22 protein-coding genes and 1 tRNA gene are annotated in these 23,598 nt (G+C 59.9%); 13 read left to right on the forward strand and 10 right to left on the reverse strand.

The features are described 5' to 3' along the window. The first annotated feature begins 70 nt into the window (after positions 1 to 70). Positions 71 to 346 carry a metal-sensitive transcriptional regulator gene (locus G359_RS09445; RefSeq protein WP_045835925.1) on the forward strand — a complete coding sequence of 92 codons (276 nt, stop codon included), beginning with the start codon at positions 71 to 73 and terminating at the stop codon, positions 344 to 346. Between the two features lie 247 nt (positions 347 to 593). Continuing rightward, positions 594 to 1,661: a L,D-transpeptidase gene (locus G359_RS09450; protein ID WP_045835926.1), complete on the forward strand. Its 1,068-nt coding sequence runs from the start codon at positions 594 to 596 to the stop codon at positions 1,659 to 1,661. Here the strand turns inward: G359_RS09450 and G359_RS09455 are convergent. After that, positions 1,658 to 2,113 carry a hypothetical protein gene (locus tag G359_RS09455; protein ID WP_045835927.1) on the reverse strand — a complete coding sequence of 152 codons (456 nt, stop codon included), beginning with the start codon at positions 2,111 to 2,113 and terminating at the stop codon, positions 1,658 to 1,660. The genes G359_RS09450 and G359_RS09455 overlap by 4 nt on opposite strands. 200 nt (positions 2,114 to 2,313) lie before the next feature. On the opposite strand from G359_RS09455, the gene G359_RS09460 reads away from it, so the two are divergent. Then, positions 2,314 to 3,267, forward strand: a complete 954-nt coding sequence (locus tag G359_RS09460) for a helix-turn-helix transcriptional regulator (RefSeq protein WP_052699279.1) — start codon at positions 2,314 to 2,316, stop codon at positions 3,265 to 3,267. 2 nt (positions 3,268 to 3,269) lie between these two features. Here G359_RS09460 and G359_RS09465 read toward each other — a convergent pair whose 3' ends face one another. Continuing rightward, positions 3,270 to 3,773 (reverse strand): CYTH domain-containing protein, encoded by a 504-nt coding sequence (locus G359_RS09465; RefSeq protein ID WP_045835928.1) that lies wholly within the window; start codon positions 3,771 to 3,773, stop codon positions 3,270 to 3,272. A 191-nt stretch (positions 3,774 to 3,964) separates the two neighbouring features. Here G359_RS09465 and G359_RS09470 point away from each other — a divergent pair, with 191 nt between their 5' ends. Next, positions 3,965 to 4,759 carry an SDR family NAD(P)-dependent oxidoreductase gene (locus G359_RS09470; RefSeq protein ID WP_045835929.1) on the forward strand — a complete coding sequence of 265 codons (795 nt, stop codon included), beginning with the start codon at positions 3,965 to 3,967 and terminating at the stop codon, positions 4,757 to 4,759. A gap of 60 nt (positions 4,760 to 4,819) precedes the next feature. Here the strand turns inward: G359_RS09470 and G359_RS09475 are convergent, their stop codons facing one another. Continuing rightward, on the reverse strand, positions 4,820 to 5,068 hold the full coding sequence (locus tag G359_RS09475) for a hypothetical protein (protein ID WP_045835930.1): 249 nt from the start codon (positions 5,066 to 5,068) through the stop codon (positions 4,820 to 4,822). Positions 5,069 to 5,140: 72 nt separating this feature from the next. After that, positions 5,141 to 5,848: a CAP domain-containing protein gene (locus G359_RS09480; RefSeq protein ID WP_045835931.1), complete on the reverse strand. Its 708-nt coding sequence runs from the start codon at positions 5,846 to 5,848 to the stop codon at positions 5,141 to 5,143. Between the two features lie 225 nt (positions 5,849 to 6,073). Between G359_RS09480 and parC the strand changes: the two genes are divergently transcribed. Together parC and G359_RS09490 are read left to right on the forward strand one after the other, a co-directional pair. Then, positions 6,074 to 8,323, forward strand: coding sequence for a DNA topoisomerase IV subunit A (gene parC, locus G359_RS09485; protein WP_045835932.1), 2,250 nt, complete (start codon positions 6,074 to 6,076; stop codon positions 8,321 to 8,323). Positions 8,324 to 8,383: 60 nt separating this feature from the next. Further along, entirely contained in the window at positions 8,384 to 8,851 is a 468-nt protein-coding gene (locus G359_RS09490; protein WP_197077556.1) for a hypothetical protein, read from the forward strand. An 11-nt stretch (positions 8,852 to 8,862) separates the two neighbouring features. On the opposite strand, the gene G359_RS09495 is transcribed toward G359_RS09490, so the two are convergent. After that, positions 8,863 to 9,624, reverse strand: coding sequence for an arginyltransferase (locus G359_RS09495; protein ID WP_045835933.1), 762 nt, complete (start codon positions 9,622 to 9,624; stop codon positions 8,863 to 8,865). 354 nt (positions 9,625 to 9,978) lie between these two features. Continuing rightward, entirely contained in the window at positions 9,979 to 10,200 is a 222-nt protein-coding gene (locus tag G359_RS09500; RefSeq protein WP_045835934.1) for a hypothetical protein, read from the reverse strand. 410 nt (positions 10,201 to 10,610) lie between these two features. Here G359_RS09500 and G359_RS09505 point away from each other — a divergent pair, with 410 nt between their 5' ends. Both G359_RS09505 and G359_RS09510 read left to right on the forward strand, forming a co-directional pair. Beyond that, entirely contained in the window at positions 10,611 to 10,817 is a 207-nt protein-coding gene (locus G359_RS09505) for a hypothetical protein (RefSeq protein WP_045835935.1), read from the forward strand. A gap of 516 nt (positions 10,818 to 11,333) precedes the next feature. Further along, positions 11,334 to 11,654, forward strand: a complete 321-nt coding sequence (locus tag G359_RS09510) for a hypothetical protein (RefSeq protein ID WP_045835936.1) — start codon at positions 11,334 to 11,336, stop codon at positions 11,652 to 11,654. Positions 11,655 to 11,726: 72 nt separating this feature from the next. Here the strand turns inward: G359_RS09510 and G359_RS09515 are convergent, their stop codons facing one another. After that, positions 11,727 to 13,535, reverse strand: coding sequence for a PHA/PHB synthase family protein (locus G359_RS09515; protein ID WP_045835937.1), 1,809 nt, complete (start codon positions 13,533 to 13,535; stop codon positions 11,727 to 11,729). A 412-nt stretch (positions 13,536 to 13,947) separates the two neighbouring features. Here G359_RS09515 and G359_RS09520 point away from each other — a divergent pair, with 412 nt between their 5' ends. The 5 genes from G359_RS09520 to G359_RS09540 all read left to right on the forward strand — a co-directional run bounded on the left by G359_RS09520 (position 13,948) and on the right by G359_RS09540 (position 19,783). Next, positions 13,948 to 15,174, forward strand: a complete 1,227-nt coding sequence (locus G359_RS09520; protein WP_045835938.1) for an LL-diaminopimelate aminotransferase — start codon at positions 13,948 to 13,950, stop codon at positions 15,172 to 15,174. A 9-nt stretch (positions 15,175 to 15,183) separates the two neighbouring features. Then, positions 15,184 to 16,509, forward strand: coding sequence for a homoserine dehydrogenase (locus G359_RS09525; protein ID WP_045835939.1), 1,326 nt, complete (start codon positions 15,184 to 15,186; stop codon positions 16,507 to 16,509). Between the two features lie 36 nt (positions 16,510 to 16,545). After that, complete coding sequence (gene glpX / locus G359_RS09530) at positions 16,546 to 17,547, forward strand: class II fructose-bisphosphatase (protein WP_045835940.1); 1,002 nt, start codon at positions 16,546 to 16,548, stop codon at positions 17,545 to 17,547. Between the two features lie 241 nt (positions 17,548 to 17,788). Beyond that, complete coding sequence (recJ, locus tag G359_RS09535; RefSeq protein ID WP_045835941.1) at positions 17,789 to 19,597, forward strand: single-stranded-DNA-specific exonuclease RecJ; 1,809 nt, start codon at positions 17,789 to 17,791, stop codon at positions 19,595 to 19,597. Positions 19,598 to 19,708: 111 nt separating this feature from the next. Beyond that, positions 19,709 to 19,783, forward strand: a tRNA-Glu gene (locus tag G359_RS09540). Positions 19,784 to 20,298: 515 nt separating this feature from the next. On the opposite strand, the gene G359_RS09545 is transcribed toward G359_RS09540, so the two are convergent. The 3 genes from G359_RS09545 to G359_RS09555 all read right to left on the reverse strand — a co-directional run bounded on the left by G359_RS09545 (position 20,299) and on the right by G359_RS09555 (position 23,550). Then, a complete protein-coding gene (locus tag G359_RS09545; protein ID WP_045835942.1) occupies positions 20,299 to 21,612 on the reverse strand; it encodes a hypothetical protein in 1,314 nt (437 codons plus the stop codon). 12 nt (positions 21,613 to 21,624) lie between these two features. Continuing rightward, positions 21,625 to 22,407, reverse strand: coding sequence for a DUF547 domain-containing protein (locus tag G359_RS09550; RefSeq protein WP_197077557.1), 783 nt, complete (start codon positions 22,405 to 22,407; stop codon positions 21,625 to 21,627). A gap of 174 nt (positions 22,408 to 22,581) precedes the next feature. Beyond that, complete coding sequence (locus tag G359_RS09555; protein ID WP_045835943.1) at positions 22,582 to 23,550, reverse strand: radical SAM protein; 969 nt, start codon at positions 23,548 to 23,550, stop codon at positions 22,582 to 22,584. Positions 23,551 to 23,598 lie beyond the last annotated feature (48 nt).

The raw sequence follows: 23,598 nt of genomic DNA on the forward strand, positions 1-23,598 counted from the left end.
CTCGGGCAGCGGTCGCCGGAGTTCATTGACGCATTTGACAGATATACCCCCATAGGGTATACGTCAAGTCATGGAGAAAGATACAAAAGCCGCCTGTCTCAAGCGCCTCAACCGCATCGAGGGCCAAGTTCGCGGCCTTGCAAAGATGGTGGAGGAGGGCCGCTATTGCATCGATGTCGTGACGCAGATTTCCGCCGTTCGCGCAGCGCTTCGGCGCGTTGAGGAAGAAGTTCTGCGCGATCACGTCGCCCATTGCGTCGAGCATGCGATCGCGAGCGGCGACACAGCCGATCAGCGCCGCAAGGTGGCCGAGTTGTTGGACGTGCTCGCGCGAACCTCCCGTTGAGCCGCAAAGAACCGACAAATAAGGCAGCCAGGAACGCGTATTGATCAGCGCGAATTCTCCTGCATCCGCTCACCTAACATCTTTTAGAACTTCGAGTTTCGTAACGCGATTTGTAATCCGGTGCGCACACGCTGCCATCGGTTTGCCACGCCAATGACCACATCCCGCGAGAAGCTCCAGCCATGGAACCGGACAGGCTTCCTTAGTGTTGGCCGGAAACGAATAAGTGATGGGTGCGCGGGGTTCTATGAAAGCCATTCTATTAGTAATCACTGCAGTGTCGGCGATGGCCGGCGCTTCGAGCCACGCCTTCGCGCAGCAATGGGATCCTTGGGACGGTCCGCGGCGGCCGCCCGTACAAGTCTTTCCTGGCGACGATGATCCCTATGCCGATCCGCGGGACGACCGTTACTCGACCAATCGCTACTTCGATAACCGCGAAGGACCCCGCGTCGACAATCGCTCCGATTATCGCGATGATGATCCGAGAAGATACGATCCGCGATACAATGGCGGTCCCGACTATGGCGACGACGATGATCGCGTTGGTCCACGTTATCGCGATGCCCGGCCCATCGATCGCGGCTACGTCAACGCGCCCCGGGATAATTACCCGCGTTACGGTGCACGCGATGACTACGGCGCCTGGGATGCGGCCCCATCTGCTGACGACGAAGCTCGCCTCAGCAAGACGCCTGGGACCAACGGCGGCGATAAGCCGAACATCAGGCCGGTTGCGCCTCCGCAGGTGGCGTTCAGCGGACCTTACGCGCCGGGCTCGATCGTAATCGATACCAGCGCCCGCAAACTCTATTACGTGCTGAGTTCAACCTCGGCCTATGCCTATTCGATAGGGGTCGGCCGCCAGGGGTTCACGTGGACGGGCAAGGAAAAGGTTTCGCGCATTGCCGATTGGCCGGACTGGTATCCGCCGGCTGACATGCGGCAGAGAAAGCCAGAGCTCCCCGTCCGAATGCTCGGCGGTATCCGCAATCCATTGGGCGCAAAAGCCATCTATCTCGGCAATACGCTCTACCGCATTCACGGCACGAACGATCCGAAATCGATCGGTAAGGCGGAATCCTCGGGCTGCTTCCGCATGCTGAACGAGAACGTCTTGCATCTTGCGACGCTCGTGCGCCCCGGAACCGAGGTTACCGTCGTACGCTCGCTCGGCAACAAGATTGCGTCGAACGCGAAGTCGTCCACATCGCGCGCTCGAACCGAAAAAACCACGTCACCGCCGCGAACGGTTGCCCGCGACGCAGTTCCTCGAGATGACGACGATTACGATCCCTACAACGGGTGGCACTAGCCGCCTTGCGCGGAGTGGAGGGCCTTGAACTCCGCCATGCCGAGCGTTGCGACGGTATTGAGGTTGTCATCGAGGATCTCATAAACGAGATCTCCGACGTTGCGATTGCTGAAGAAGGCAATCACATCCTGGTCGCCGCCACCTTCGCGATGCGGCTCGCCATCGGCGGTTCCGGAAACGTAGGCGCCGGTCGGCCGAACTTCCTTCAACTCTCCGTTGGGGCGGTAAATGCGCAGCTCTCCGCTGAGCGTCAGCGTGATGTAATCCGCTTTGTGCCGGTGCAACGCGATCTGCGAATTGGCGTCGAACTTGAACAGGATATCGACGATGCGCTTTTCCTCATCGACAGCGCAGATATGGTACGCGAGGTGCGGAAATCCTTCGAGCGTGTACCACTTGATGAGCTCATCGAAGGGAACTGCTGCCGCAGGCGTTGCGTGCAGGATGTTCATGGTTGCTACTCCCCGTTTCCGTTTTCGATATGCGCACGCATCGATGGTCCTGTTCCATAACGCCATCGTGACTTGAAGGCCGTTCTACCGCTTGCCATTTTGCGCCAGTTTCGAACGAATCTTTGGGCACGGCGACAGATATGGCACCTCGTCTTTCCGGCGTTACCAGAGCGAGTTCTCTTGGTCCCATAAGCACGTTCATGAAGGACCAGGGTGGCTCGATCGAACGGGTCCTTCGCAAGGTCGATCTGCCTTACGCAATTCTTGAACAACGGGAATTGATCGTTCCTCTTCGCGAGCAGTTTCGCCTGCTCGAGAGGGCGGCTCGCGAGACGGGCGACCCATATTTCGGCGCCCGGCTCGGCCAAGCTGTGAAGAGCGAAGACCTGAGTGCCTTCGGTGCTTGGGTATGTAAGGCAGGCACGCTCGGCGACGCGATGAAGCGCGCCCATGTGGGCCTCAACGCGATGTTGCAGACATCGACCGTCTTGACCGTCTCGTTAAACGGATCGCGCGTGCGCTGGTCGATAGAATTCATCGAACCGGAGACCGAGGGGCGTCACCATAACGAGTTTCTCGCATTGGGATACGCGATGGACATCGTCCGCGTCTACGCTGGGCGACGGTGGACGCCGGACGTCGTAAGGACGGCCCTTCCGTCCGGATCGCCCCGCGCGCCGCTCGAAGACATTTTCGGGGCAAACATATCACACGGTCATGCAGTGCCGGCGATTGAGTTCAGTGCCTCGCTTCTCGGGAATACGATATTCTCGGGCGTATTGGCGCCCGCTGAGGTCACGGAAAGCTGCGAACCTCCCGTTCCGCGCCAAAGCGACGTTCTCTCCACCACGGCCGCAGTGATCGAGCTTGCTTTACACGAGGGTTATCCTCGCATCGACTGGGTCGCTGCCAAGCTCGGGACCACGCCTCGATCGCTGCAACGCCGCTTGAGCCAACACGGAACGTCATTCGCCGATCTGGTCGATGAACTCCTCTTACGCCACGCGAAAAGGCTGCTGCGGGGGAGTACGGTGCCTGTCACCGACATTGCAATACAGCTCGGATATTCCGACCCCGCTCATTTTACCCGCGCATTTCGCAGATGGACGGGAGAGTCGCCGAGTGCGTATCGGCACGCAGCGTCTGGCGGTTGAGTTCACGCGCCTTTCGACGTCTCGCCGTCCTTGCTCCAGGTCGTGAACGGTGAGCGAGCGAGGCTCGAGTTTTCGTAGCGCGGGTCGTTGGTCACCTCGTCGCCAACCCAAGGCGGAAGCGTGATCGCTTGATCAGCGCTCTCGAGTTCGATCTCGGCGAGAACCAAGCCCGCATTCGCCCCCTCGAAAACGTCGACGGTCCAGATGTTGCCCTCGAAAGGAACGTCGTAGCGAACCTTCCTGATCGGAGTTTCGACGCTGAACTGCCGTATCATCTCGGCGGCATCCGACTTCGGGATCTTGTATTCGAATTCCTGGCGCGACAGCGCACCCGTCGCATTCGCGCTCTTCAACGTGATGTATGCGTTGTCTCCGAAAATGCGCACACGCGCTTTCACGAGCGGCGTCCGCGCGAAATAACCCTGCTCGATGGGCGCGGAACCGATCTCCGATCGCCGCCAGGCGTCATCGCGTACAATGTATTTTCGTTCAATCTCGATTGCCATTCGATCTCCGCCGCAGAGCAGGCACCTCGGACAAGTGGGACGCCCGACGCCGAAATCCACATGTACCTCGTGTATACGAAGTTAACGTATCATCGCGCTACCCGCGATGTATGTTGCTCCAATGAATACAAATAGCCCTGAAATCGATTTAGCTTCGGCGACAAGCGAACAGAGCCAACTGGATTGGTCCCATGAAACTAGATCTCACCAACAAGACGGCTGTTGTTACCGGTTCGACGGTGGGCATCGGCCTCGCGATCGCAAAAGGTTTGGCGCATGCGGGCGCGAAAGTTGTCATAAACGGCCGCAAGAAGGAAACGGTCGATAAAGGCGTCGCCGCCGTCCACGGCAGCGTCAACGCAGCGGCCGTGTCTGGGGTCGCCGCTGACGTTTCGACTGCCGAAGGCTGTGCGGCTCTCGTCAAGGCAGTTCCATCCGCAGACATCCTGATCAACAATGCCGGGATTTTCGAGCCGAAGCCCTTCTTCGAAATCTCCGATGCCGAATGGACGCGTTTTTTCGAGACGAATGTGATGTCTGGAGTGCGCCTTTCGCGCGCTTACATGCCCGGCATGCTCGAACGCAATTGGGGACGCATCATTTTCATCTCGTCGGAATCGGCGGTGAATATTCCAAAAGAAATGATCCACTACGGCCTCACCAAAACCGCGCAACTCTCGCTGACACAGGGGCTCGCGCAGCTGACGGCCGGAACAAACGTAACCGTCAACTCGGTATTGCCCGGCCCGACGCGATCCGAAGGCGTTGAAGAATTCTTGAAGGCCATGGCGGTAGCAAACGGCAAGACGCCCGACGATATGGCCGAAACGTTCGTACAGACACACCGGCCGACTTCGCTTCTCCGCCGTTTCGCGACCGTCGAAGAGGTCGCAAACATGGTCGTGTACGCCGCTTCCAATGAAGCCTCAGCAACGAACGGCGCAGCGTTACGCGTTGAAGGCGGTATCTTGAGGACGATCGGATAAGCCAAAAGAAAAGCCGCCCATCGTGGACGGGCGGCTTTTGTGGCGGGCATTCAGCGGAGGCTATTTCGATGGCGCCTCGATCTTGACGCCAGGGGCGTCGACGCGGGTACCGTGCTCGTCTTTTTCGACATGAGCAAACGGCGCATCGACTGTCGTCTCGCCTGTAGCCTTATTGGTTTCGATGCGTACGGCCGGTATGTCGACCAGCACCTCGGATTGTGAGCGCTGATAAGCGGCGACGCCGCCAACGACGGCAATCACGGCGACAGCGCTCAGGCCTGCGTATATCAGGAGGTGGCGCGCTTCCATGGTGTCTCCGATTCCATTTGATAGAGCCCAGTAAAACGCTTCGGCCTATGGGATCGTTCCACAAAGCTAGGATTACGGGTTCTGCCCGTGCACTGAGACCTCTAACGTCGTCCCGCCGGTTGCGGTCGACTTCAGCGCATAAACCTTTTTGTTTTCAGCGCGAGTCCGAGCAATTTCCGTCGTGGTCGAAAGGAAACCGTCCAGTTTCGACATCACCAGCTCGCCCGGCGAGCAGGCCGTCAAAACGGCGGACGTGCCCGGTTGCAGCTCCCGGGTCCGACCCTGGAAGGAATAGCTGACGCCGGCGTTCGATAGGTTCATCACCTTGAAGGAATAGATTTCAGTCGCGGGACGGCCCAAAAGCTCGACGGAAATGAACTTCGGCTTTGGGCTGGGTGCACGGGCGACACCCACGCCGATCTCCGTGACCGAGGCCCGCATCATGTTGGCGCGATGCGGAGGCGAGTTCATCCATCCCGCGATGGCTTGAAGTGCAAGAGCGCCGGTGTCGAAGCCCTGGCTGTTTTGATCCATCGCGAGATTTTCAGCGATGTCGCAATGTTTATAGCCGGCGCTTTCCGCGCGTTGGGCAGGCGTCCGCCCGTCCGCGTTATGAGAAAATGTACCGCTGCGCGCCACGCGTTCGGCGTAAGCCCGCGCCGCTCTCGCCAGTATCGCGTTGACCTTCAAAGGCGCGAGCCTCTGGTCTTGCCGCGCCTTATTCGTGATTTCGACGATGTGCTGTTCAACCTGCGGCAGGTCAGGCACGAGGGCAGCCATTACTTGAATACGTCCCGCTGAGCTTGATTGTGTTGATGATCTAGCCGTCCAGATGCCCTGGCGCCACCCGTCCCGGCGGGAGCCAAATCCTCTTTGTGGAAGAGTGGCCTGCCGGCACCTGCGGCACGCCAACTTGCGCCCAAATGGCGCGGCGCTGGACGTCACCCGTAGGACGCAAGGTCGCTCAGGCTTGAGAGCGCACCGGAGGCACTGTAGGGATGCGCCATGACCACAAAACCGATTCTGCCGGGCGACGGCCCGATTGAGCCTGTCGAACTCCGGACCGCTCTTGAAGAGCGTTATCTGGCTTATGCTCTGTCGACGATCATGCATCGCGCGCTCCCCGATGTGCGCGATGGCATGAAGCCTGTCCATCGCCGCATCCTCTATGCGATGCGCGAACTGCGGCTCAATCCCGAGGGTGGCTACATCAAGTGCGCCAAGATCGTCGGCGACGTGATGGGTAACTACCATCCGCACGGCGATATGGCGATTTACGACGCACTGGCGCGCCTCGCGCAGGATTTCGCCGTACGCTATCCGCTTGTCGACGGTCAGGGAAACTTCGGCAACATCGACGGCGATAACCCGGCGGCCGGGCGATACACCGAAGCGCGCATGACCGAGACGGCCGCGCTGATCCTCGAAGGGATCGACGAGGACACGGTCGATTTTCGCCCGAACTACGATGGCCGCGTCGACGAACCGGTCGTGCTGCCAGCTGCGTTCCCGAACCTGCTTGCCAACGGCGCCACCGGCATTGCCGTCGGCATGGCGACAAGCATCCCGCCGCATAACGTCGACGAACTGTGCGCAGCGCTCTTGCATCTGATCAAGCACCCGAACGCGACGATCGAGAAGCTCGTCGAAATGATTCCGGGCCCCGATTTCCCAACGGGCGGCGTCATCGTCGAGCCGCGAGAGCAGATCCTCGAAGCCTACAAGACCGGCCGAGGCGGCTTCCGCGTCAGGGCGCGATGGACGAAGGAAGAAACCACGCGCGGCGGTTACCAGATCGTCGTCACCGAAATTCCCTACGGTGTGCAGAAGGCGAAGCTCGTCGAGAAAATCGCCGATCTGATGAGCGAGAAGAAGCTGCCGCTTCTCGGCGACGTGCGTGACGAAAGCGCGGAAGAAATTCGTCTCGTGCTGGAACCGAAGAGCCGCACGGTTGATCCCGTTCTGATGATGGAAAGTCTGTTCCGGCTGACCGAGCTCGATGTCCGCGTCAGCCTCAACATGAACGTGCTGTCGAACGGCCAGATCCCGAACGTTCTCAATCTGCGCGACGTGCTCTGGCAGTGGCTCGAGCATCGCATCGACGTTCTCGTTCGCCGCTCGAGGCATCGTTTGCAGAAGATCGAGCATCGTCTCGAAGTTCTTGCCGGCTATTTGATCGCCTACCTCAACATCGACGAGGTGATACGCATCGTCCGCCATGAGGACGATCCGAAGGCCAAGCTGATCTCGAAATTCAGCCTCAGCGAAGTCCAGGCCGAAGCCATCCTGAACCTGCGGCTGCGGTCATTGTCGAAGCTCGAGGAAGTCGAGATCCGCGCCGAGCACGACAAACTTTCGAAAGAGCGCCGCGAGCTGAAGCAGCTTCTGAAATCGGAAGAATTGCAGTGGGAGCACGTCGCCTCCGAGGTCAAGGAAACGCGCGAGAAATATTCGAAGAAAACCGCGCTCGGTAAGCGCCGTTCCACCTTCGACGACGCGCCGGAGGTCGAACTCGATCTCGCCGCCGCGCTCGTCGAGAAGGAACCGGTCACGGTTATCCTGTCGGAGAAGGGTTGGGTCCGCGCACTGAAGGGCCACCAGGACGACCTGTCGAAGCTCGAGTTCAAGCAGGGCGACGAGCTGAAGCGCGCCATCAAGGCATTCACGACGGATAAGCTCGTCCTCTTTGCAACGAACGGCCGGTTCTTCACTCTCGAGGCCGGAGCGCTTCCGGGCGGCCGCGGCCACGGCGAGCCGCTGCGCCTGATGATCGATCTTGAGGAAAATCACGACGTCGCGGAAGTCTTCGTCCACGAGCCGGCGCGGAAGCTGCTCGTCGCCTCGACCGGCGGCTACGGATTTATCGTGCCCGAGGAGGAGGTCATCGCCTCAACCCGAAAGGGCAAGCAGATCCTCAACGTCTCGGAGCCTGAGGAGGCGCGCGTCTGCGTTCCCGTCGACGGCGATTGCGTCGCGACGATCGGCGAAAACCGCAAGCTGCTGGTCTTCAAGCTCGACGAGGTTAACGAGATGACGCGCGGTAAAGGCGTCATTCTTCAGCGCTTCAAGGACGGTGCGCTGTCCGACATTCGCGTCTTCAAAAAGTCTGCCGGCCTGACGTGGCTCGACAGTGCAGGCCGCGAATTCACTCTGTCGTGGAGTGAATTGAAGGAGTGGGTCGGCGAGCGCGCCCAGGCGGGCAAGGTGGCGCCGAAGGGTTTCCCACGCTCCAATTCATTCGGGCCGCGCTTTTAATTCGGTGTGTTGATCGCCGGCGCTTGTCGCGAAGCCTGAGCAAAGCTACGACTGCCAGCTATGTGTGGGTTCAGGGGACGAGCGGCCATCGCCGCCGGAATAGGTCTTGCGATTGTTTCGTTCTGTCCCGGTCTTCGGGCAGAAGAAACCCAGACCACGTGCAGCAAGGAAGATTTCGAGTCCGTCGTCGAGGCGGCCTCCGGAAGCTTGCGCGACTTGAACAACCAGAACCGCCCCGTATTTCAGGAAAAGCTGCGCGAATTGAAAGAAAAGCGCCACTGGTCGCATGACGAGTTCATCGCGCAGGCGAAGCCTTTCGTGAAAGACGATAAAACGGCCGTCTACGATCAGAAGGCGGACGAACTGTTATCGGCGATCGCGTCGATGGGGCAGGAAGGCGCGGCCGCTGCCGCGCCTGATTGCGCGCTGCTGCTCGAGCTTCGTGCACGCATGAAGATGCTTGTCGATACGCAGTCGGCCAAGTGGTCTTACATGTTCGAGAAGCTCGATGCCGAACTCGAAAAATAAGACTCGCGATTTTACTCTTGGTCGCGGCCGGAAACACGTTCCCATCGGTCAGGCCCAAGGCGCTCTTGCGGTTTGAAACGCGTCTTGTAGGCCATCTTCCGCGAGCCCTCGATCCAATAGCCGAGATAGACATGCGGCAGCCCGATGCGCCGCGCGAACGCGATGTGTTCGAGGATCATGTAGGTGCCGAGACCGGCGTCGGCGTCCGCGGGATCGTAAAAGCTGTAGACCATCGAGATGCCGTCGGTGAGCCGGTCGCAAAGCGCGACGGCCTTTAGCGGCCAGGAGTCGAAATCGAGATCCGTGGCATTCGCGGGTTTCTGCCGGTACTCGGTGAGAAAGGTTTCGATCACCGTGTCTTCGACCATCATCCGATAGTCGAGGATCGTCATATCCGCCATTCCGCCATCGCTGTGGCGGGCATCGATGTAGGCGCGGAAGAGCTTGAATTGCTCCATCGTCGGCGTCGGAGCCGTACGCTGCGCGATGAGCGATGAGTTACGGTTCCAGCTCCGGCGCATGGAGCGGTCGGGTTCAAATTCGTTGACGAGCACGCGCACCGACACGCAGGCTTGGCAGCCTTCGCAGTAAGGCACGTAGGCGATATTTTGGCTGCGCCGAAATCCAGTCGTGAGAAGACGATCGACGAGTTCCGGTGGCTTGTCATGAGTGAGATGCGTGAACAGTTTACGCTCGAGCCGGCCCGGCAAGTACGGGCAGGGCTGTGGAGCAGTCACGTAGAACTCTGGAAACTTCTTTTGCTGCTCCGTCATTCCGACGCGTCCCTCGGGCTCGAACCGACCGAAGATGATTGAAGTATGACCGGCCCAAATTCAAGGTATCGGTGATAACTACGCAGCATCAACAGTAAACCGCAGGCAAATTTATCGAATTGCTTCGGAAAAATTGAGTTATTTCAAAAGTCGGAAAAACGAGCGCATGATGAACCACCGTAATTTTTCGAGCACAACGATCTCGTGAGCGAGCTGGTTTTTCTTATGCCAAGCCGCTTCTGAACGCGCGATGAAGCTCGCAGGATCCGGCAACAGCAAGCCGCACTGCGCCGCGGTCGAGTTGCGGGCAGCGTCCGAAACCCTCTTCGATGGGTAGATAAAACTCGGGATGCCTCAAACTTTGAGCGTAGGTTCCGCAGCCTTATGCACTTGGATGTCATTCGCCCCAACTTGGCTCGCCAGCGCATAAAGCGTGCAGGCGAACACGATGGCGACGGTGATGATGCCAATCCACAGCGCGGAGCGCCGAACGAACCAGCCGACTGTCGGTGTGGGAGATGTGCTTACGCTCTCGAACGCTGCACTTTGGGCTGCCTCAGCCCCGTGATTAATCATATGCCGATCTGCCGCCTTACAAAGTCTGCCCCGCGACTCACCCCGGTCACATCGCTCCGACCCCCCGCCTTGCACAAGTTCGGTGTTGGTCGTTTCAACAAAAATCGAATCAATTGTTGCCTTCGCGCATGCTTATCGAATGCGATACCTATGCTGACAAGGCGGAAGTGTGGCGCATGCGATACGTTTTGCGCCTTGATGCGGGCTCTATCTGCAACATTCCGCGGGAAAATTTCCCATGACGCAAAAATGGGCGTTGGCTGCGACAGCCGTGTTCTTGTGCAACGCATTATTTCCTTCATACTTTGCCCATTCTTCCTGCGAATGAACAAAAAGCAGACTTGAGGAACCGCCCAGGGCTTTACGGACCGCTTCAACGAGCGGTTGGCAGACCTACACCTGGAGGTCCTATGATTGAGCTTGTCTTCGCCGTCTGCATGGTTGATCAACCATCGCGTTGCAGAGATGTCACCCTGAATTTCGAAGGCGAACGGGTCACCGCCCAACAATGCATGTCCAATGGCCAGATCGAGATGGCTAAGTGGATCGGCGACCACCCCAACTGGGTCATCCAGAAGTGGAGCTGCGGCATCGCCGGGCAGTTCGCCAAGCTCTAAGGATCACGAGGCTGCCGGCCGTGCCTTGCGCGTCGGCGGCCGATAAACGCGACGTGCGCCTGGGCGCCGAAGCGCGGACGGCGGCAAAACGAAGCCTGACCGTTGCGGCGTGCTGCAACGTCAGTTGCCCGAGCTGACTTTCTCAAGGCTCCCTGGCCCCGGCAGAGCCGACCGGGGCCAAACCCGGTTTCGGCCGCGATGTCGCGATGGCGATAAAGAGCGCGCCGGGCTTCTGTGCCGTCGGGTCGCTGCCTCTGGAGTGGCGAAACCTCCACCCTACCAAAAGATTGTCCAAAACATGCTCGTTGCGTCTTCACCTTTGGCCTCAAGGGCAGATAAGAAGCGCGACGAGCCTCGCATGGGGTCGAAGCTATCAGGCCTTCTCGCCAACATCTGGCCATTCGGGAAGTCTGGGTGCGGCTTCGGCTTCTGCGACGATCAAAGAAGCATCTAGAATGAAGCGTCTCACAAGCAGCTGGCTTCTGCCCTGTTTGAGAATGCGACCGGGAAGGGATTATGAACCATCAGCTTGTCCTCCAGTTCCAGGGTGACGACGACGACACTCTCGAGAGAGTCATCGCACTTGAGGATCGCCTGATCGAAGTCCTGGGCGGCTCGACCGCCGCCGAAGTCGATGGTCATGAGACAGGCGACGGCGTCATCAATCTCATCCTGCTGGCCAAGAACGCAGCGAAAGTCTGGGAAAAGATCGAGCCGATCGTCGAGGATGCCTCCGACGAGCTCGATATCAACGCAGTCGCGTTCCGCAACCTCGATGCAGAAGAGTTCACGGTGCTCTGGCCCGTCGACTACGAAGGCGAGTTCGAATTGGCCTGACCATCCACGGAAGCTCGTTGAAACGAGCTTCCGCCAAATGGCCCGTGACGACGCGCGTGCGACTACTGGCCGTCAGCGCGCTTTGACGTAGGACCCGGGCGCATCCTCGATCGCGCCGAGTTTGGCTCCAGGCACGCGAGCGGGAACCCATCCGCCGGACTGCTGCGAGAGCCAATCGATCCAATACGGCCACCAAGACCCCGGATGCTCGGTCGCGGAAGCTTCCCACTTGCCGACGCTCGTCATCGTCTTGCCGCCGGTCCAGTACTGATATTTGACCTTTTCCGGCGGGTTGACGACGCCCGCGATATGGCCCGACCCGGCAAGGACGAACTCCACCGGGCCGCCGAACATCTGAATTCCGCGGAAGACGGAAGCGGCCGGCGCAATGTGATCCTCGCGCGTCGCAACTGAGAAGATCGGCAGCTTCACCTTCTTGAGGTCGAGCTTGATGCCGCCAATCGTCATCTCGCCTTTCGCGAGCCGGTTTTCGTTATAGAATTCGCGCAAATAATATTTGTGGTTGGCAGCCGCCATCCGTGTCGAATCCTGGTTCCAGTAGAGGAGGTCGAACGGAAACGGCTTCTTGCCGAGCAGGTAGTTGTTGACCACGTACGGCCAGATAAGGTCGCGCGGCCGCATCATGTTGAAGACGTTCGCCATGCGCGAGCCATCGAGGAAGCCGCGCTCGTTCATGAGAGCGTCTAGGCTATCAAGCTGCATGTCGTCGGTGAACAGCAGGAGATCGCCGGCAAGCGAGAAATCGACCTGCGTCGTCAGCAGCGAGCAGCATTTGAAAGGCTCTTCGCCGCGCTGTGCGAGATACGCCAGTCCCGTCGCAAGAGCGGTGCCACCGACGCAATAGCCGAGCGCGTTGATCTGCTCGACGCCGGTCTCTTCTTGAACCGCGCGCACAGCCTCGAGAATACCTTCGAGCACGTAGTCCTCGAATGTCTTCTCCGCGAGCCGCTCGTCCGGATTGACCCACGACACGACGAACACCGTGAAGCCCTGGTCCACGACGTACTTGATGAGGCTCTTCGACGACGTGAGATCCAGGATGTAATATTTATTGATCCACGGCGGCACCATGATCAAAGGCCGCAAACGAACCTGCTCGGTCGTTGGCGCATATTGAATGAGCTGCAGCAGCTCATTCTGAAATACGATCTTGCCCGGTGTCGTTGCGAGGTTGCGGCCGAGTTCGAACGCGTTCGGATCGGTCTGGCTGATTTTCATCAGATCGCCCGAGCGCTTCAGGTCTTCCGCCAGCAGGTCCGCTCCGTTGAGGAGGTTCTGGGCATTCGTCGCGATGGTCTCCCGCAGCACTTCGGGATTGGTCGCGGGGAAGTTCGACGGCGAATAGGCGCTCGTGAGCTGCCGCAGATAAAACTCGGCCCGATGGCGCTCATAAGGTTCGAGATCCGGCGTCGCCGCCAACTGGTCCTCTGCCCATTTGCAGGCGAGGAGATAGGCCTGTTTGCAGAAGTCGAAGAACGGGTTCTTGTCCCACTCCGGATCCTTGAAGCGATTGTCGCCGGGAGCAGGTTGAATGAGCGGCGGTACGGCGAGGCCCATCATGCGGATGAGCACGTTGTTCCAGAGTGCCGCGAACTGCCTGACGAACTCGGCCTGGGCTTCGGAAAGCTTGACCGGATCGGAAAGCCATTTTCTCACCAGCGCCGAGACCGTTTCGGTGGCGGCCGAAAACTCTCTCGCCGGCGTGTAAGGCCCCATTTTCGCGTCAGGACGCTCGGCAAGCTGAGCGAAGGCTTCGCTTCCACGTTCGAAAGCCTTGAGCAGGTTCGAGGCGAACGTCTCCGGGTCCGAAATATGGTACGCAGAGAAAAAGGGCGGCAACTCGTGGCTGTCTTGCGGCATGGCGATTTTAGAAGCTTTCTGTTCTTGCCCCGTTGACGCGGGGTGGGACCCGTTCCTGCCGAAACCCTTGGCAACTGTGCAGTCAAGCCAGAGGTTGAATCAAGGGCGAATCGGACATGCCGGGGTTCAGGAATAGGTAGGCGGAGATGGCATCATCAAGGCCGCGGCGCATTTGCTCCCGCGTCGCGAAAAAACGCCGGGAAGGCGGTATTTGGAGCCATTCCTTGTTGCGGCGCGCTGCGGACTGGACGGGACATAGGGCGCAAGCGTAAAGAGGCATCGCCGGGCCAGATAGCGAACCAGATCGCGAAGGTGCGCCCGGTCGCCTGCTTGGCTCCAAGTGACACCTTTGGACCTTCGCGCGAGCCGACACTAACTGCCGTATTGCTGCGGCGCCGAGGGGTATAGATCTTTGAACGAAGAGTTCCACCGCATTAAGCGCCTGCCTCCTTACGTCTTTGCGGAAGTGAACCGTTTGAAGGCGACCGCCCGCGCGCGCGGCGCTGACATCGTCGATCTCGGTATGGGCAACCCCGACATGCCGACGCCACAGCATATCGTCGACAAGCTCATCGAAACGATCAATAAGCCGCGCACGCATCGCTACTCGGCGTCTAAAGGCATACCCGGGCTGCGCAAGGCTCAGGCCGCGTACTACGAACGGCGCTTCGGTGTGAAGCTCGACCCCGAAACCGAGATCGTGGCGACGCTCGGGTCGAAGGAAGGTTTCGCCAATATCGCACAGGCGATCGCCGCGCCCGGCGACGTCGTGCTGGTGCCCAATCCGACCTACCCGATACACACCTTCGGCTTCCTCATCGCCGGGGCGTCCGTGCGCCATCTGCCAGCGAGCAACGGAGATGATTTCCTCCGCGCCATCGAGCACGCGGTGAAGCATTCGATCCCGAAGCCGCTGGCGGTCGTGATATCGTTCCCGTCCAATCCGACGGCGATGGTTGTGGGCCTCGACTTCTACAAAGAAGCCGTAGCGCTCGCGAAGAAGCTCGGCATTATCATTCTGTCCGACATCGCCTACGCCGAACTCTACTACGACGACGAACCGCCGCCCTCGATCTTGCAGGTGCCGGGCGCCAAAGACATCACCGTCGAGTTCACGTCGCTGTCGAAAACCTACAACATGCCCGGCTGGCGTATGGGCTTTGCTGTCGGCAACGAACGCCTGATCGGCGCGCTGGCGCGTGTGAAGTCGTACCTGGACTACGGCGCTTTCACACCGATACAGGTCGCGGCGACTGCGGCTCTCAACGGACCGCAGGATTGCGTCGACGAAATCCGTGCGATGTACAAGAGCCGCCGCGATGTCCTCGTCGAAAGCTTCGGCAAGGCCGGTTTCCCCGTTCCGCCGCCGCCCGCAACGATGTTTGCGTGGGCGCCGGTGCCAGAACGCTATCGCGATATGGGCTCGGTCGAGTTTTCGAAAATGCTCATCGAAAAAGCCGACGTCGCCGTTTCTCCGGGCGTTGGCTTCGGCGAATACGGGGAGGGCTTCATTCGTATCGCTCTCGTTGAAAACGAGCAGCGAATTCGTCAGGCTGCGCGGTCGATCAAAAAGCTTTTTTCGGAATCAGCTGAGCCTTCGCATCCAGTCTCTAGTCCTAGAAAATCCGCTAGCCGATAATCATCACCCATGGAACCTCTCACACTTGGTATAGCCGGACTAGGCACGGTTGGCGGTGGCCTGCTGGGACTACTTCAGGCCAACGGATCTCACGTCGCCAATATCATCGGCCGCGAAATTCGCGTCACGGGAATCTCGGCACGAAATCACGCCAAGGAACGCGGCATCGCCGTGGATGGCGTCAAATGGTTCCACGATCCTGTCGCACTCGCGCGCGATCCGTCAAACGCGGTTTTTGTCGAGTTGATCGGCGGTGAAGAAGGCGTCGCGAAGGAAGCGGTCGAAGCCGCTCTTAACGCCCGGAAGCACGTCGTCACGGCCAACAAGGCGCTCCTTGCAAAGCATGGCGTCGAACTCGCGCGTCTCGCTGAGAAGAACGGCGTCGCCTTGAACTTCGAGGCGGCAGTCGCTGGTGGCATTCCGGTCATCAAGACGCTGCGCGAAGCGCTGGGCGCCAACCGCGTCAAGCGCGTTTACGGCATTCTGAATGGCACCTGCAACTATATCCTGACGCAGATGCAGAATGAAAAGCGCACCTTCGCCGACGTGCTGAAGGAAGCGCAGGCGCTGGGATATGCCGAAGCCGATCCGACGTTCGACATTGGCGGCTTCGACGCCGCGCACAAGCTCGCGCTTCTGACGAGCCTCGCCTTCGGAACACGCGTTGCCTTCGAGCAAATCCATGTCGAAGGCATCCAGTCGATCACGCAGGCGGATATCGAGGCGGCCGACAGTCTGGGCTACCGCATCAAGCTGCTCGGTGTTTCGATGGAGACCGAAAGCGGCATCGAGGCTCGCGTCTCGCCGGTTCTGATCAACAAGGATTCCGCCATCGCCGAAGTTTCCGGAGTAACGAACGCCGTCGCGATCGATGGCGATTTCTCCGGGAATATTCTGCTCGTCGGTCCGGGTGCGGGCGCTAAACCGACGGCTTCGGCCGTGGCGGGCGATATCCTCGATATCGCGCGTGGTCTCGTCGTGCCGCCGTTCGTTACGCCCGTCGCACAGCTGAAGGCCCACAGGCGCGCCAAGCTCGATCAGCATTATGGCTCCTACTACGTCCGGCTGGCGCTGTATGATAAGCCGGGCGCCATGGCGAACATCGCCAAGGGCATGGGCGACCAGAACATTTCGCTCGAAAGCATCGTGCAACATCGTCCGCAGACACTGCACGCGCCGCGAGTGGGCTCGCGAATTCCGAAGAATGCAGATCAGCCGGTCATCATCATTACGCATGAGACGACCGAAGAAGCGATGCGCAGGGCGCTCGATACGATCGAGAAAGACGGAAACGTCACTGAACGCCCCCAGATGATACGAATCGAAGAGCTTTGATTTTCCCCTTAGGCCCCCGCGTGGAAGGACATCAATATGAGCAGAGCTGAGCAATCGAACGGCACGCACGGGCCGGGTCTCGATCGGATTTTGGTGCTCGAGCTCGCACGTGTGACTGAAGCAGCCGCCATCGCCGCCGCGCATCTCCGTGGCCGCGGCAACGAGAAGGCAGCCGACAAGGCCGCCGTCGATGCGATGCGCCGCGAACTTGGCCGCGTCGAAATCCGGGGCACCGTCGTCATCGGCGAAGGCGAGATGGACGAAGCTCCGATGCTTTATATCGGCGAGAAAGTGGGAACGGGTGAGGGCCCCGAAGTCGATATTGCGGTCGATCCACTCGAAGGCACGACCATCTGCGCGAAATCGATGCCGAACGCGTTGGCTGTACTCGCGATCTCCGAGAAGGGCGGATTGCTCCACGCGCCCGACATGTACATGAACAAGATCGCCGTTGGCCCCGGCTATCCCGAAGGCGTCGTCGACCTCGATGCCTCACCGGCTGAAAATCTCAGCGCGCTCGCGAAGGCGAAGGGCGTGCCGATCTCCGAGATCATGGCTTGCATTCTCGACCGTCCGCGCCACGCCGAATTGATCCGCGCCGTGCGCGAGGCCGGTGCGGGCGTGTCGCTCATTCCGGACGGCGACATCGCAGGCGTGATCTGGACGACCGATCCCAAGGAAACGGGCATCGACATCTACATGGGCTCGGGCGGCGCGCCGGAAGGCGTGCTCGCAGCCGCCGCCTTGCGCTGCATCGGCGGTCAGATCCAGGGCCGTCTCATGCCGATGAAGGACGAAGAACGTCTGCGCGCCGAAAAGATGGGCATTTCCGACATCACTCGGAAGTTCAAGCTTGAGGACATGGCATCCGCTGACGTCGTCTTCTCGGCAACCGGCGTGACCGATGGCTCGCTGCTGAAGGGCGTTCGCATCAGTGGCGATTTCGCCGAGACTGAAACGGTCGTGATGCGCTCGAAGACGGGCACCGTCCGCCGCATCAAGTCGACGGTCCGCAACGTCGGAACGCGCTTCATATAAGTCGGATCTGGCGAAGGGCTCGTATTGCAGTGGATACAACGCGAGCCCCCGCCGCCGGATAGACCGAATCGACCTACAACCTGATTGGATCAAATGCGCACGGCAGTCGCACGGCGGCCGGCTCCGCGCAGCGGAGTCGCCGTGCGCAAAAGACGGCCGCGCACGGCGGCCGGCTCCGCGTAAGCGGAGCAGCCGTGCGCAAACAAAAAAGGGTATTCGATTGCGCACGAATCTCGCGACGATGGAATTGGAGGGCGGCGCGGAGCGTGCCTTTCTCGGCGTTGAAAAAAGCGCGCGCGGTTTCACTTGGCGCGAGCGTCTGCCGCAACATCTAAGACCGCTCGGAACAGCCATCAGCCAGCGTCACGGATTGCCCGATCTGATGGGCCGTGTGCTCGCCGCTCGCGGCGTTCAGCTCGACGACGTCGCAACCTTTCTCGATCCGACGCTCAAGGCGCTGATGCCCGACCCGAGTTCGCTCCGCGATATGGAGAAGGCCGCAGCGCGCCTCGCCGACGCTGTGCAAGCAAAGCAGAATGTCGCGATATTCGGCGACTACGACGTCGACGGCGCGTGCTCATCGGCCCTCATGAAGCGCTTCCTCGAGCATCATGACACGCCCGCGCGCATCTACATTCCAGACCGCATCTTCGAAGGCTATGGCCCGAACGCGGCCGCCATCGAGACGCTCGTCAACGAAGGCGCGAAGCTCATCGTGACGGTGGACTGCGGAACGACGAGCCACGAACCGCTCGCGGTCGCGCGGAAGCTTGGCGCCGACGTCGTCATCATCGATCACCATCAGGCGGACGAGCGCCTGCCCGAGGTCCAGGCGGTCGTCAATCCGAACCGCCAGGACGACATCTCGGGGCAGGGGATGCTGTGCGCTGCCGGCGTCGTGTTCCTCGTGCTCGTCGCAACGGCCCGCGAACTGCGGCGGCGCGGATTCTATGCCGCCTCTCGCGAACCCGACCTGTTGGCACTGCTCGACCTTGTTGCCCTCGCGACAGTCGCCGACGTCGTTCCGTTGGTCGGCCTCAATCGCGCCTACGTCAAAAAAGGCCTCGCGGTGATGCGCGCGCGCGAGAACGTCGGCCTGACCGCTTTGGCCGACGCGGCAGGCCTCACCGTGCCGCCGACGCCCTATCATCTGGGATACATCCTCGGGCCCCGCATCAACGCGGGCGGCCGCATAGGCAACGCGGCTCTCGGCGCGACGCTTCTCTCGACATCCGACCCAGTCGAAGCCCAACGCATTGCCGAGCTGCTCAATCGCCTCAACAAGGAGCGCAAGGACATCGAGACGCTGGTGCTGGAGGAGGCGCTAGCGCTTGCCGATCGCCAAGTCTCTGAGGATCCATCACGCGCGCTTCTGATCGTCGCTTCGGACACGTGGCATAAGGGCGTGGTCGGTCTCGTCGCCAGCCGCCTTGTCGAACGTTTCCGCCGGCCCGCATGTGTGATCGCATGGGAAGCAAACGCGATGGGCACAGGCTCGCTGCGATCCGTCCCCGGCATAGATCTCGGAGCCGCAATTCGCGCCGCCGTCACGGCGGGCCTCTTGGCGAAAGGCGGCGGCCACGCCATGGCCGCTGGCTTGACGGTCGGAAGAGACGGTCTCGCAGCGCTCGAGCAATTCATGCTGGCTCACCTGGGCTCGGCCGCGCAAGGCGTAGGCGACACGGCGCATCTCGACATCGATGCCTCGATCGTTGCCTCCGGCGCGACGCGCGAGCTGATGGATCTGATCGAGCGAGTCAGCCCGTTTGGTCAGGGCAACTCGGAAGCGCGTTTCGCGTTGCCGGCGCATCGCGTCAAGTTCGGGAAGCTGATTGGCGAAGCCCACATCCGCGTCATTCTGGAAGGCGGCGACGGCTGCCGCTTAGACGGCGTGGCATTTCGGGCCGCTGGGCAGCCACTGGGCGATCTTTTGATGTCTGCGGGCGGAATGCCCCTGCACGTCGCAGGCCATCTGCGGCGCGATACCTGGGGCGGACGAGAGCGCATCGAACTGCAGATTGAGGACGCCGCCGACCCGCGCCGCCAGTAAAATTGGCCTGCGGCGTCAGGTGCCTATCCTGTCGCAGGAAATGGGCGCGCACTCGGCTTGCCAAACGCGGTGAAAGCCGCTTATAGGGTGCAGCTCTTGTTACCCACGGCCGCTCCCTTCGTCTATCGGTTAGGACGTCAGATTTTCATTCTGAAAAGAGGGGTTCGATTCCCCTAGGGAGCGCCAAGCACAACATCTCCCCATGCCGGCTCGTCGACAGCCCGCGAAGCCGCAGAAGCGGCTAGGTTTTTGGTACTTGGTTCGTCGTGTCCCGAAGGAATTCCGGGATGTGGACAGACGCAATCCTGCGATGATCAGCAACAGGCATTCGGATCACATAGGATCTCCGTGGAATGCGAGCGAGCCACGAGGTTGGAGCAAGAGTGGAGAGTCCTCAAAACACCTCGAGATTCGGCGGAAGAAGAATCTTCAAAGAGATCCGCGAATGCCGGACACTGAAATTCGAGGAGCTTCTTCGTCCCATCGATTACTTCGCTCAAGGTCAGACTCGAAGCGAACGCGAAACCACGTGCGAACGCTGAGGGCGCTACGAGATTGTCGAGAAATCCCAGAAGCGGACTCTTGGCGGTGCTGAAGGACCCTCGCTCCAGCGGGTCGCAACGACGACCGCTTTCGAGTGGTTTGCGGACCTGACCCGTACGTCTTTCGATATGCCTGCAAAGCTACAGAAGATGCGTTCTCTAGAGCTGCGACCGTAGCTCCGTCTTACCGGACCGCATCGTCCGCACCAGCGGCACAGCCCAAACAGCGCTTAAATATATAGCGGCGGCCGTGAAAACCTCGAGCGGCCGGACCCATGCGGGATGATCATAGAAGCCGCGATCAGCAATGCCGATGACGCCGGCAGTGAGATAGGCGAGCGAGATCGCTGGAAAGATGGACCAAGATAGAGGATTGGGGCGCAAGCTCGCCCAAGGAACCGCCCACAGAAGGTACCATGGATTGATGACCGGCGCGAAAAGCAGAAGCGCAATCAGCCAGGTATCCGCGGGGGGGAAAGTTCCCCGTTCCTTAAGCAGCCAACGAAGGACCAGCGCACCACTTAGCCCGCATCCTAACGCGAGGCCGAGGATACGAGCCGCAGGATCCCCACACGCCTCCTTCAGGACAGCAAAACCGAACGAGTTGAATTCAAACCATTGCGCGAAATATTGCAGCCCTGCCTGCTCGGTCGCGCCTTTCAGGATAAATGGCGCATAGAGAGCGGCGAGTGCGGCCCCGGCGCCGAGGGAAACCAAGCACCAGCGGCTGCGGACGAAGCTCGGAGCAATGATGATCGCGAATGGTTTGCAGGCCAACGCCAGACCGAACGCCAAGCCGCTTTTTATCGAACGTCCCTTGCCAAGCAGCGCAAAGCTCGCCACCGTTAGAAAAGCACCCACCACGTCCGCGTGCGCGTTGAACGATATCTCGAAAATAACGAGCGGGCAGAGCGCGTATCGCAGTCCGGCGCGATATCCGCCCAGCCGTGCAACGAGCGCCCAGAGACCCAAATCAAAAACAAGGAACAGCGACTTGAGGGCGGTTAAACTCGCCGGGGCGATCCACGCCGACGCCGCGAAGACGTATTGAAGGGACGGCGCGTAAATCGTCGGAATTTCAGGGTTGTTGATTTGGGCCAGGATCGCGCGCCACGCAGGGGTAAGGCTTGCGTCGTCGACATACGAGAGCGGAGGCGTTCCGTAGGGGGTGCCATCAGCCAAGAACCTGAAGCCGTCCCAAAGATATCGCGCCCAATCATCCTCGTAGACAGGGTGGCTCCAAATCCCGGCAACACGGACCGCGATGGCGCACGCGGTCGCCCATCTCAGAGTAAATGGCGAGAGCTCTTGACCGGCGAAGAAGAGAGCATAGGCAAGCCACGCTAGGCCAAGCGACATGACGAACGATAACGCGTGCACGGGAGGCGATTGCGCTAGCCACGCGAGCATCGCAAATGTGGTCAGGATAAGCGTTGAGGCCACTGCGCCGCGATAGGTGGCAAAGAGCTTCATGCTTTGAGCGGATCAACGATCCACATCATTGAGCTTCCAATTGTAAAAGAAGCCATCGATGCTTTCGAAGTGGTTCAGCCGTTTTGAAAGCGGCTCGGACGCATAGGCGCGGAGATGCGTTATGACGCCCTTATCGTCACCTCCAAAATCCTCTTTGAACCACTTGTAGATCTCCGAAACGCGCAGTGCCTTCTCTGATGCATCGACGCCGTGTGAGTCGTTGATGAACTCGCGCGCGGCTGCATCAAGCTGTGTCTCGAGCTTGGCGCCCGTGAAGCCTTCCGTCTGCAGGTTCGGGCAGCCGATGGAGGCGCAGTTGAGCGCATAGTGGACGCGCGGATCGTGGAAAACTGGCCTGAGGATGCCATGCTCGATGTCGTCAAGGCTGAGTTCAACCCCGCGCAGCTTCGTAACCTTTTTCTTCCACGGGCCGCCGGTGAACGTCGCCACCAATCCGCCGCCGAGCGAAATATTTTTGATGGACGCGACCGGATAATGATCAAGAACGATGTCGATCGTTTTGGCATTATAAAGATTGGCAAGAAGGGCGAACTGCTCCGGCCGGTCAAGCGTTGCGGGATCCACGCCCTCCAGCTGAGAGATGTAGTGTTTCAAGCGCTGGCGGTCTTCCGGTAGAACAGACTTATAGTCGAAGCTGGTCGTATTCCCGCGTCGCTTGACGTATTTGCCGAGGATACCGTCCCAAACGCTGTGATCGACCACAACCTGCGAACCGGTCGCCGCGTTGGCAAAGAGTTCGGCAGGCCCTTCAGCCCGAGCTTGCTGGCTGACCATAAAAAACGCAATGCACAGCAAGCCCCTGCGCAGGAACGCCGCGAAAAAAGCGCCGGTCCGACGTATGGCCGGTTTCGTTATAAACATGAGCCCCCGCCCCCTCTGTTTGAGTCCTTAGCGATTGTTATGAGGCGAACGGTGCTTCCGATCGGTCGCCCGGTCTCGTGAGAGTTATCAGTCGACCCGGCACGACGCCTTTCCGAGGACGCAGAAGCGAGAGCAATGGCGATGATTGAGGCTCACAGTCGACCGGGCGTCCTCCAGCGTGCCGCCCAATTCGAAGTCCTTCGCATAAGGAAGCAAGGTGCACGCCACGACAGTCGGGCTTTCTGCGCCCTTGCGTTTGATGACCATTCGCGATGAGGCACACATCACATCGCGAGGGCTGAGGTTCAGCTTCTTCCAGCATCCCTCGCTAACCTCTGGTGTGTTGTCGTCATCCAACATCTCAGGGAATAGGATGAGGCGCCTGCTGTCCGCGGCATTGATGTCGAGGCCAACTTGGGAGAACAGCTGCTGATAGCCGCGGCGCATCTCGTCCTCATCAATAGTCCAAAGAAGCCTGCCCGCTATCGATACATCGAAACTGTGCTTTGCAAGCCAGGCCAAGCCCTCCAAGGCGGGCTGCCAAGTGCGAGCGCCACGAATTTCCTCATGACCTTCTTGCTCGTAATGGTCGAGCGAAACGCGTAACGATAATCGGCCGGGAAACCGCGTTTGCAGCTCCTGCAGCGCCTCGCGATGCCTCTGCATCGGGCGCATTGCGTTGGTCAGGACGAGCACTGAAAAGCCTTGAAACAGGCAATCCTCGAGCATGCCGATGATGTCGGGGTTCATGAAGGGCTCGCCTCCCGTAAAGCCGATCAGGCTCGGCTTTTTGGGGATCTGACGCGCTTCATCGAGAAACCGGCCGACCTCCGCTCGCGTGAGATAAACGAGCTGATCGTTCTTGGGCGAAGAGTCGATATAGCAGTTTTGGCACGCGATGTTGCAGAGCGTGCCGGTGTTGAACCACACCGTCTCGTAGCCTTGAAACGGAACCTGTGCCCTCGGTTCGCCGGTGATCGTGACGTCGGGATTGGAGAACTTGCGCGGAGCGGCAGTCTGCCCAGTCTCAGTCGATTCAAGCGCAACAATCGTCATCACATCTCGCAGCGGGAGGTGACGGATGAGTGGTGGAACTCCAGCCCG

Source organism: Hyphomicrobium sp. 99 (assembly GCF_000384335.2).
Lineage (GTDB): Bacteria > Pseudomonadota > Alphaproteobacteria > Rhizobiales > Hyphomicrobiaceae > Hyphomicrobium_B.

Coding starts and splice junctions, on each gene's coding strand:
- G359_RS09445 (WP_045835925.1), top strand. CDS start 71: ATGGAGAAAGATACAAAAGCCGCCTGTCTCAAGCGCCTCAACCGCATC.
- G359_RS09450 (WP_045835926.1), top strand. CDS start 594: ATGAAAGCCATTCTATTAGTAATCACTGCAGTGTCGGCGATGGCCGGC.
- G359_RS09455 (WP_045835927.1), bottom strand. CDS start 2,113: ATGAACATCCTGCACGCAACGCCTGCGGCAGCAGTTCCCTTCGATGAG.
- G359_RS09460 (WP_052699279.1), top strand. CDS start 2,314: ATGAAGGACCAGGGTGGCTCGATCGAACGGGTCCTTCGCAAGGTCGAT.
- G359_RS09465 (WP_045835928.1), bottom strand. CDS start 3,773: ATGGCAATCGAGATTGAACGAAAATACATTGTACGCGATGACGCCTGG.
- G359_RS09470 (WP_045835929.1), top strand. CDS start 3,965: ATGAAACTAGATCTCACCAACAAGACGGCTGTTGTTACCGGTTCGACG.
- G359_RS09475 (WP_045835930.1), bottom strand. CDS start 5,068: ATGGAAGCGCGCCACCTCCTGATATACGCAGGCCTGAGCGCTGTCGCC.
- G359_RS09480 (WP_045835931.1), bottom strand. CDS start 5,848: ATGGCTGCCCTCGTGCCTGACCTGCCGCAGGTTGAACAGCACATCGTC.
- parC (WP_045835932.1), top strand. CDS start 6,074: ATGACCACAAAACCGATTCTGCCGGGCGACGGCCCGATTGAGCCTGTC.
- G359_RS09490 (WP_197077556.1), top strand. CDS start 8,384: ATGTGTGGGTTCAGGGGACGAGCGGCCATCGCCGCCGGAATAGGTCTT.
- G359_RS09495 (WP_045835933.1), bottom strand. CDS start 9,624: ATGACGGAGCAGCAAAAGAAGTTTCCAGAGTTCTACGTGACTGCTCCA.
- G359_RS09500 (WP_045835934.1), bottom strand. CDS start 10,200: ATGATTAATCACGGGGCTGAGGCAGCCCAAAGTGCAGCGTTCGAGAGC.
- G359_RS09505 (WP_045835935.1), top strand. CDS start 10,611: ATGATTGAGCTTGTCTTCGCCGTCTGCATGGTTGATCAACCATCGCGT.
- G359_RS09510 (WP_045835936.1), top strand. CDS start 11,334: ATGAACCATCAGCTTGTCCTCCAGTTCCAGGGTGACGACGACGACACT.
- G359_RS09515 (WP_045835937.1), bottom strand. CDS start 13,535: ATGCCGCAAGACAGCCACGAGTTGCCGCCCTTTTTCTCTGCGTACCAT.
- G359_RS09525 (WP_045835939.1), top strand. CDS start 15,184: ATGGAACCTCTCACACTTGGTATAGCCGGACTAGGCACGGTTGGCGGT.
- glpX (WP_045835940.1), top strand. CDS start 16,546: ATGAGCAGAGCTGAGCAATCGAACGGCACGCACGGGCCGGGTCTCGAT.
- recJ (WP_045835941.1), top strand. CDS start 17,789: ATGGAATTGGAGGGCGGCGCGGAGCGTGCCTTTCTCGGCGTTGAAAAA.
- G359_RS09545 (WP_045835942.1), bottom strand. CDS start 21,612: ATGAAGCTCTTTGCCACCTATCGCGGCGCAGTGGCCTCAACGCTTATC.
- G359_RS09550 (WP_197077557.1), bottom strand. CDS start 22,407: ATGGTCAGCCAGCAAGCTCGGGCTGAAGGGCCTGCCGAACTCTTTGCC.
- G359_RS09555 (WP_045835943.1), bottom strand. CDS start 23,550: ATGACGATTGTTGCGCTTGAATCGACTGAGACTGGGCAGACTGCCGCT.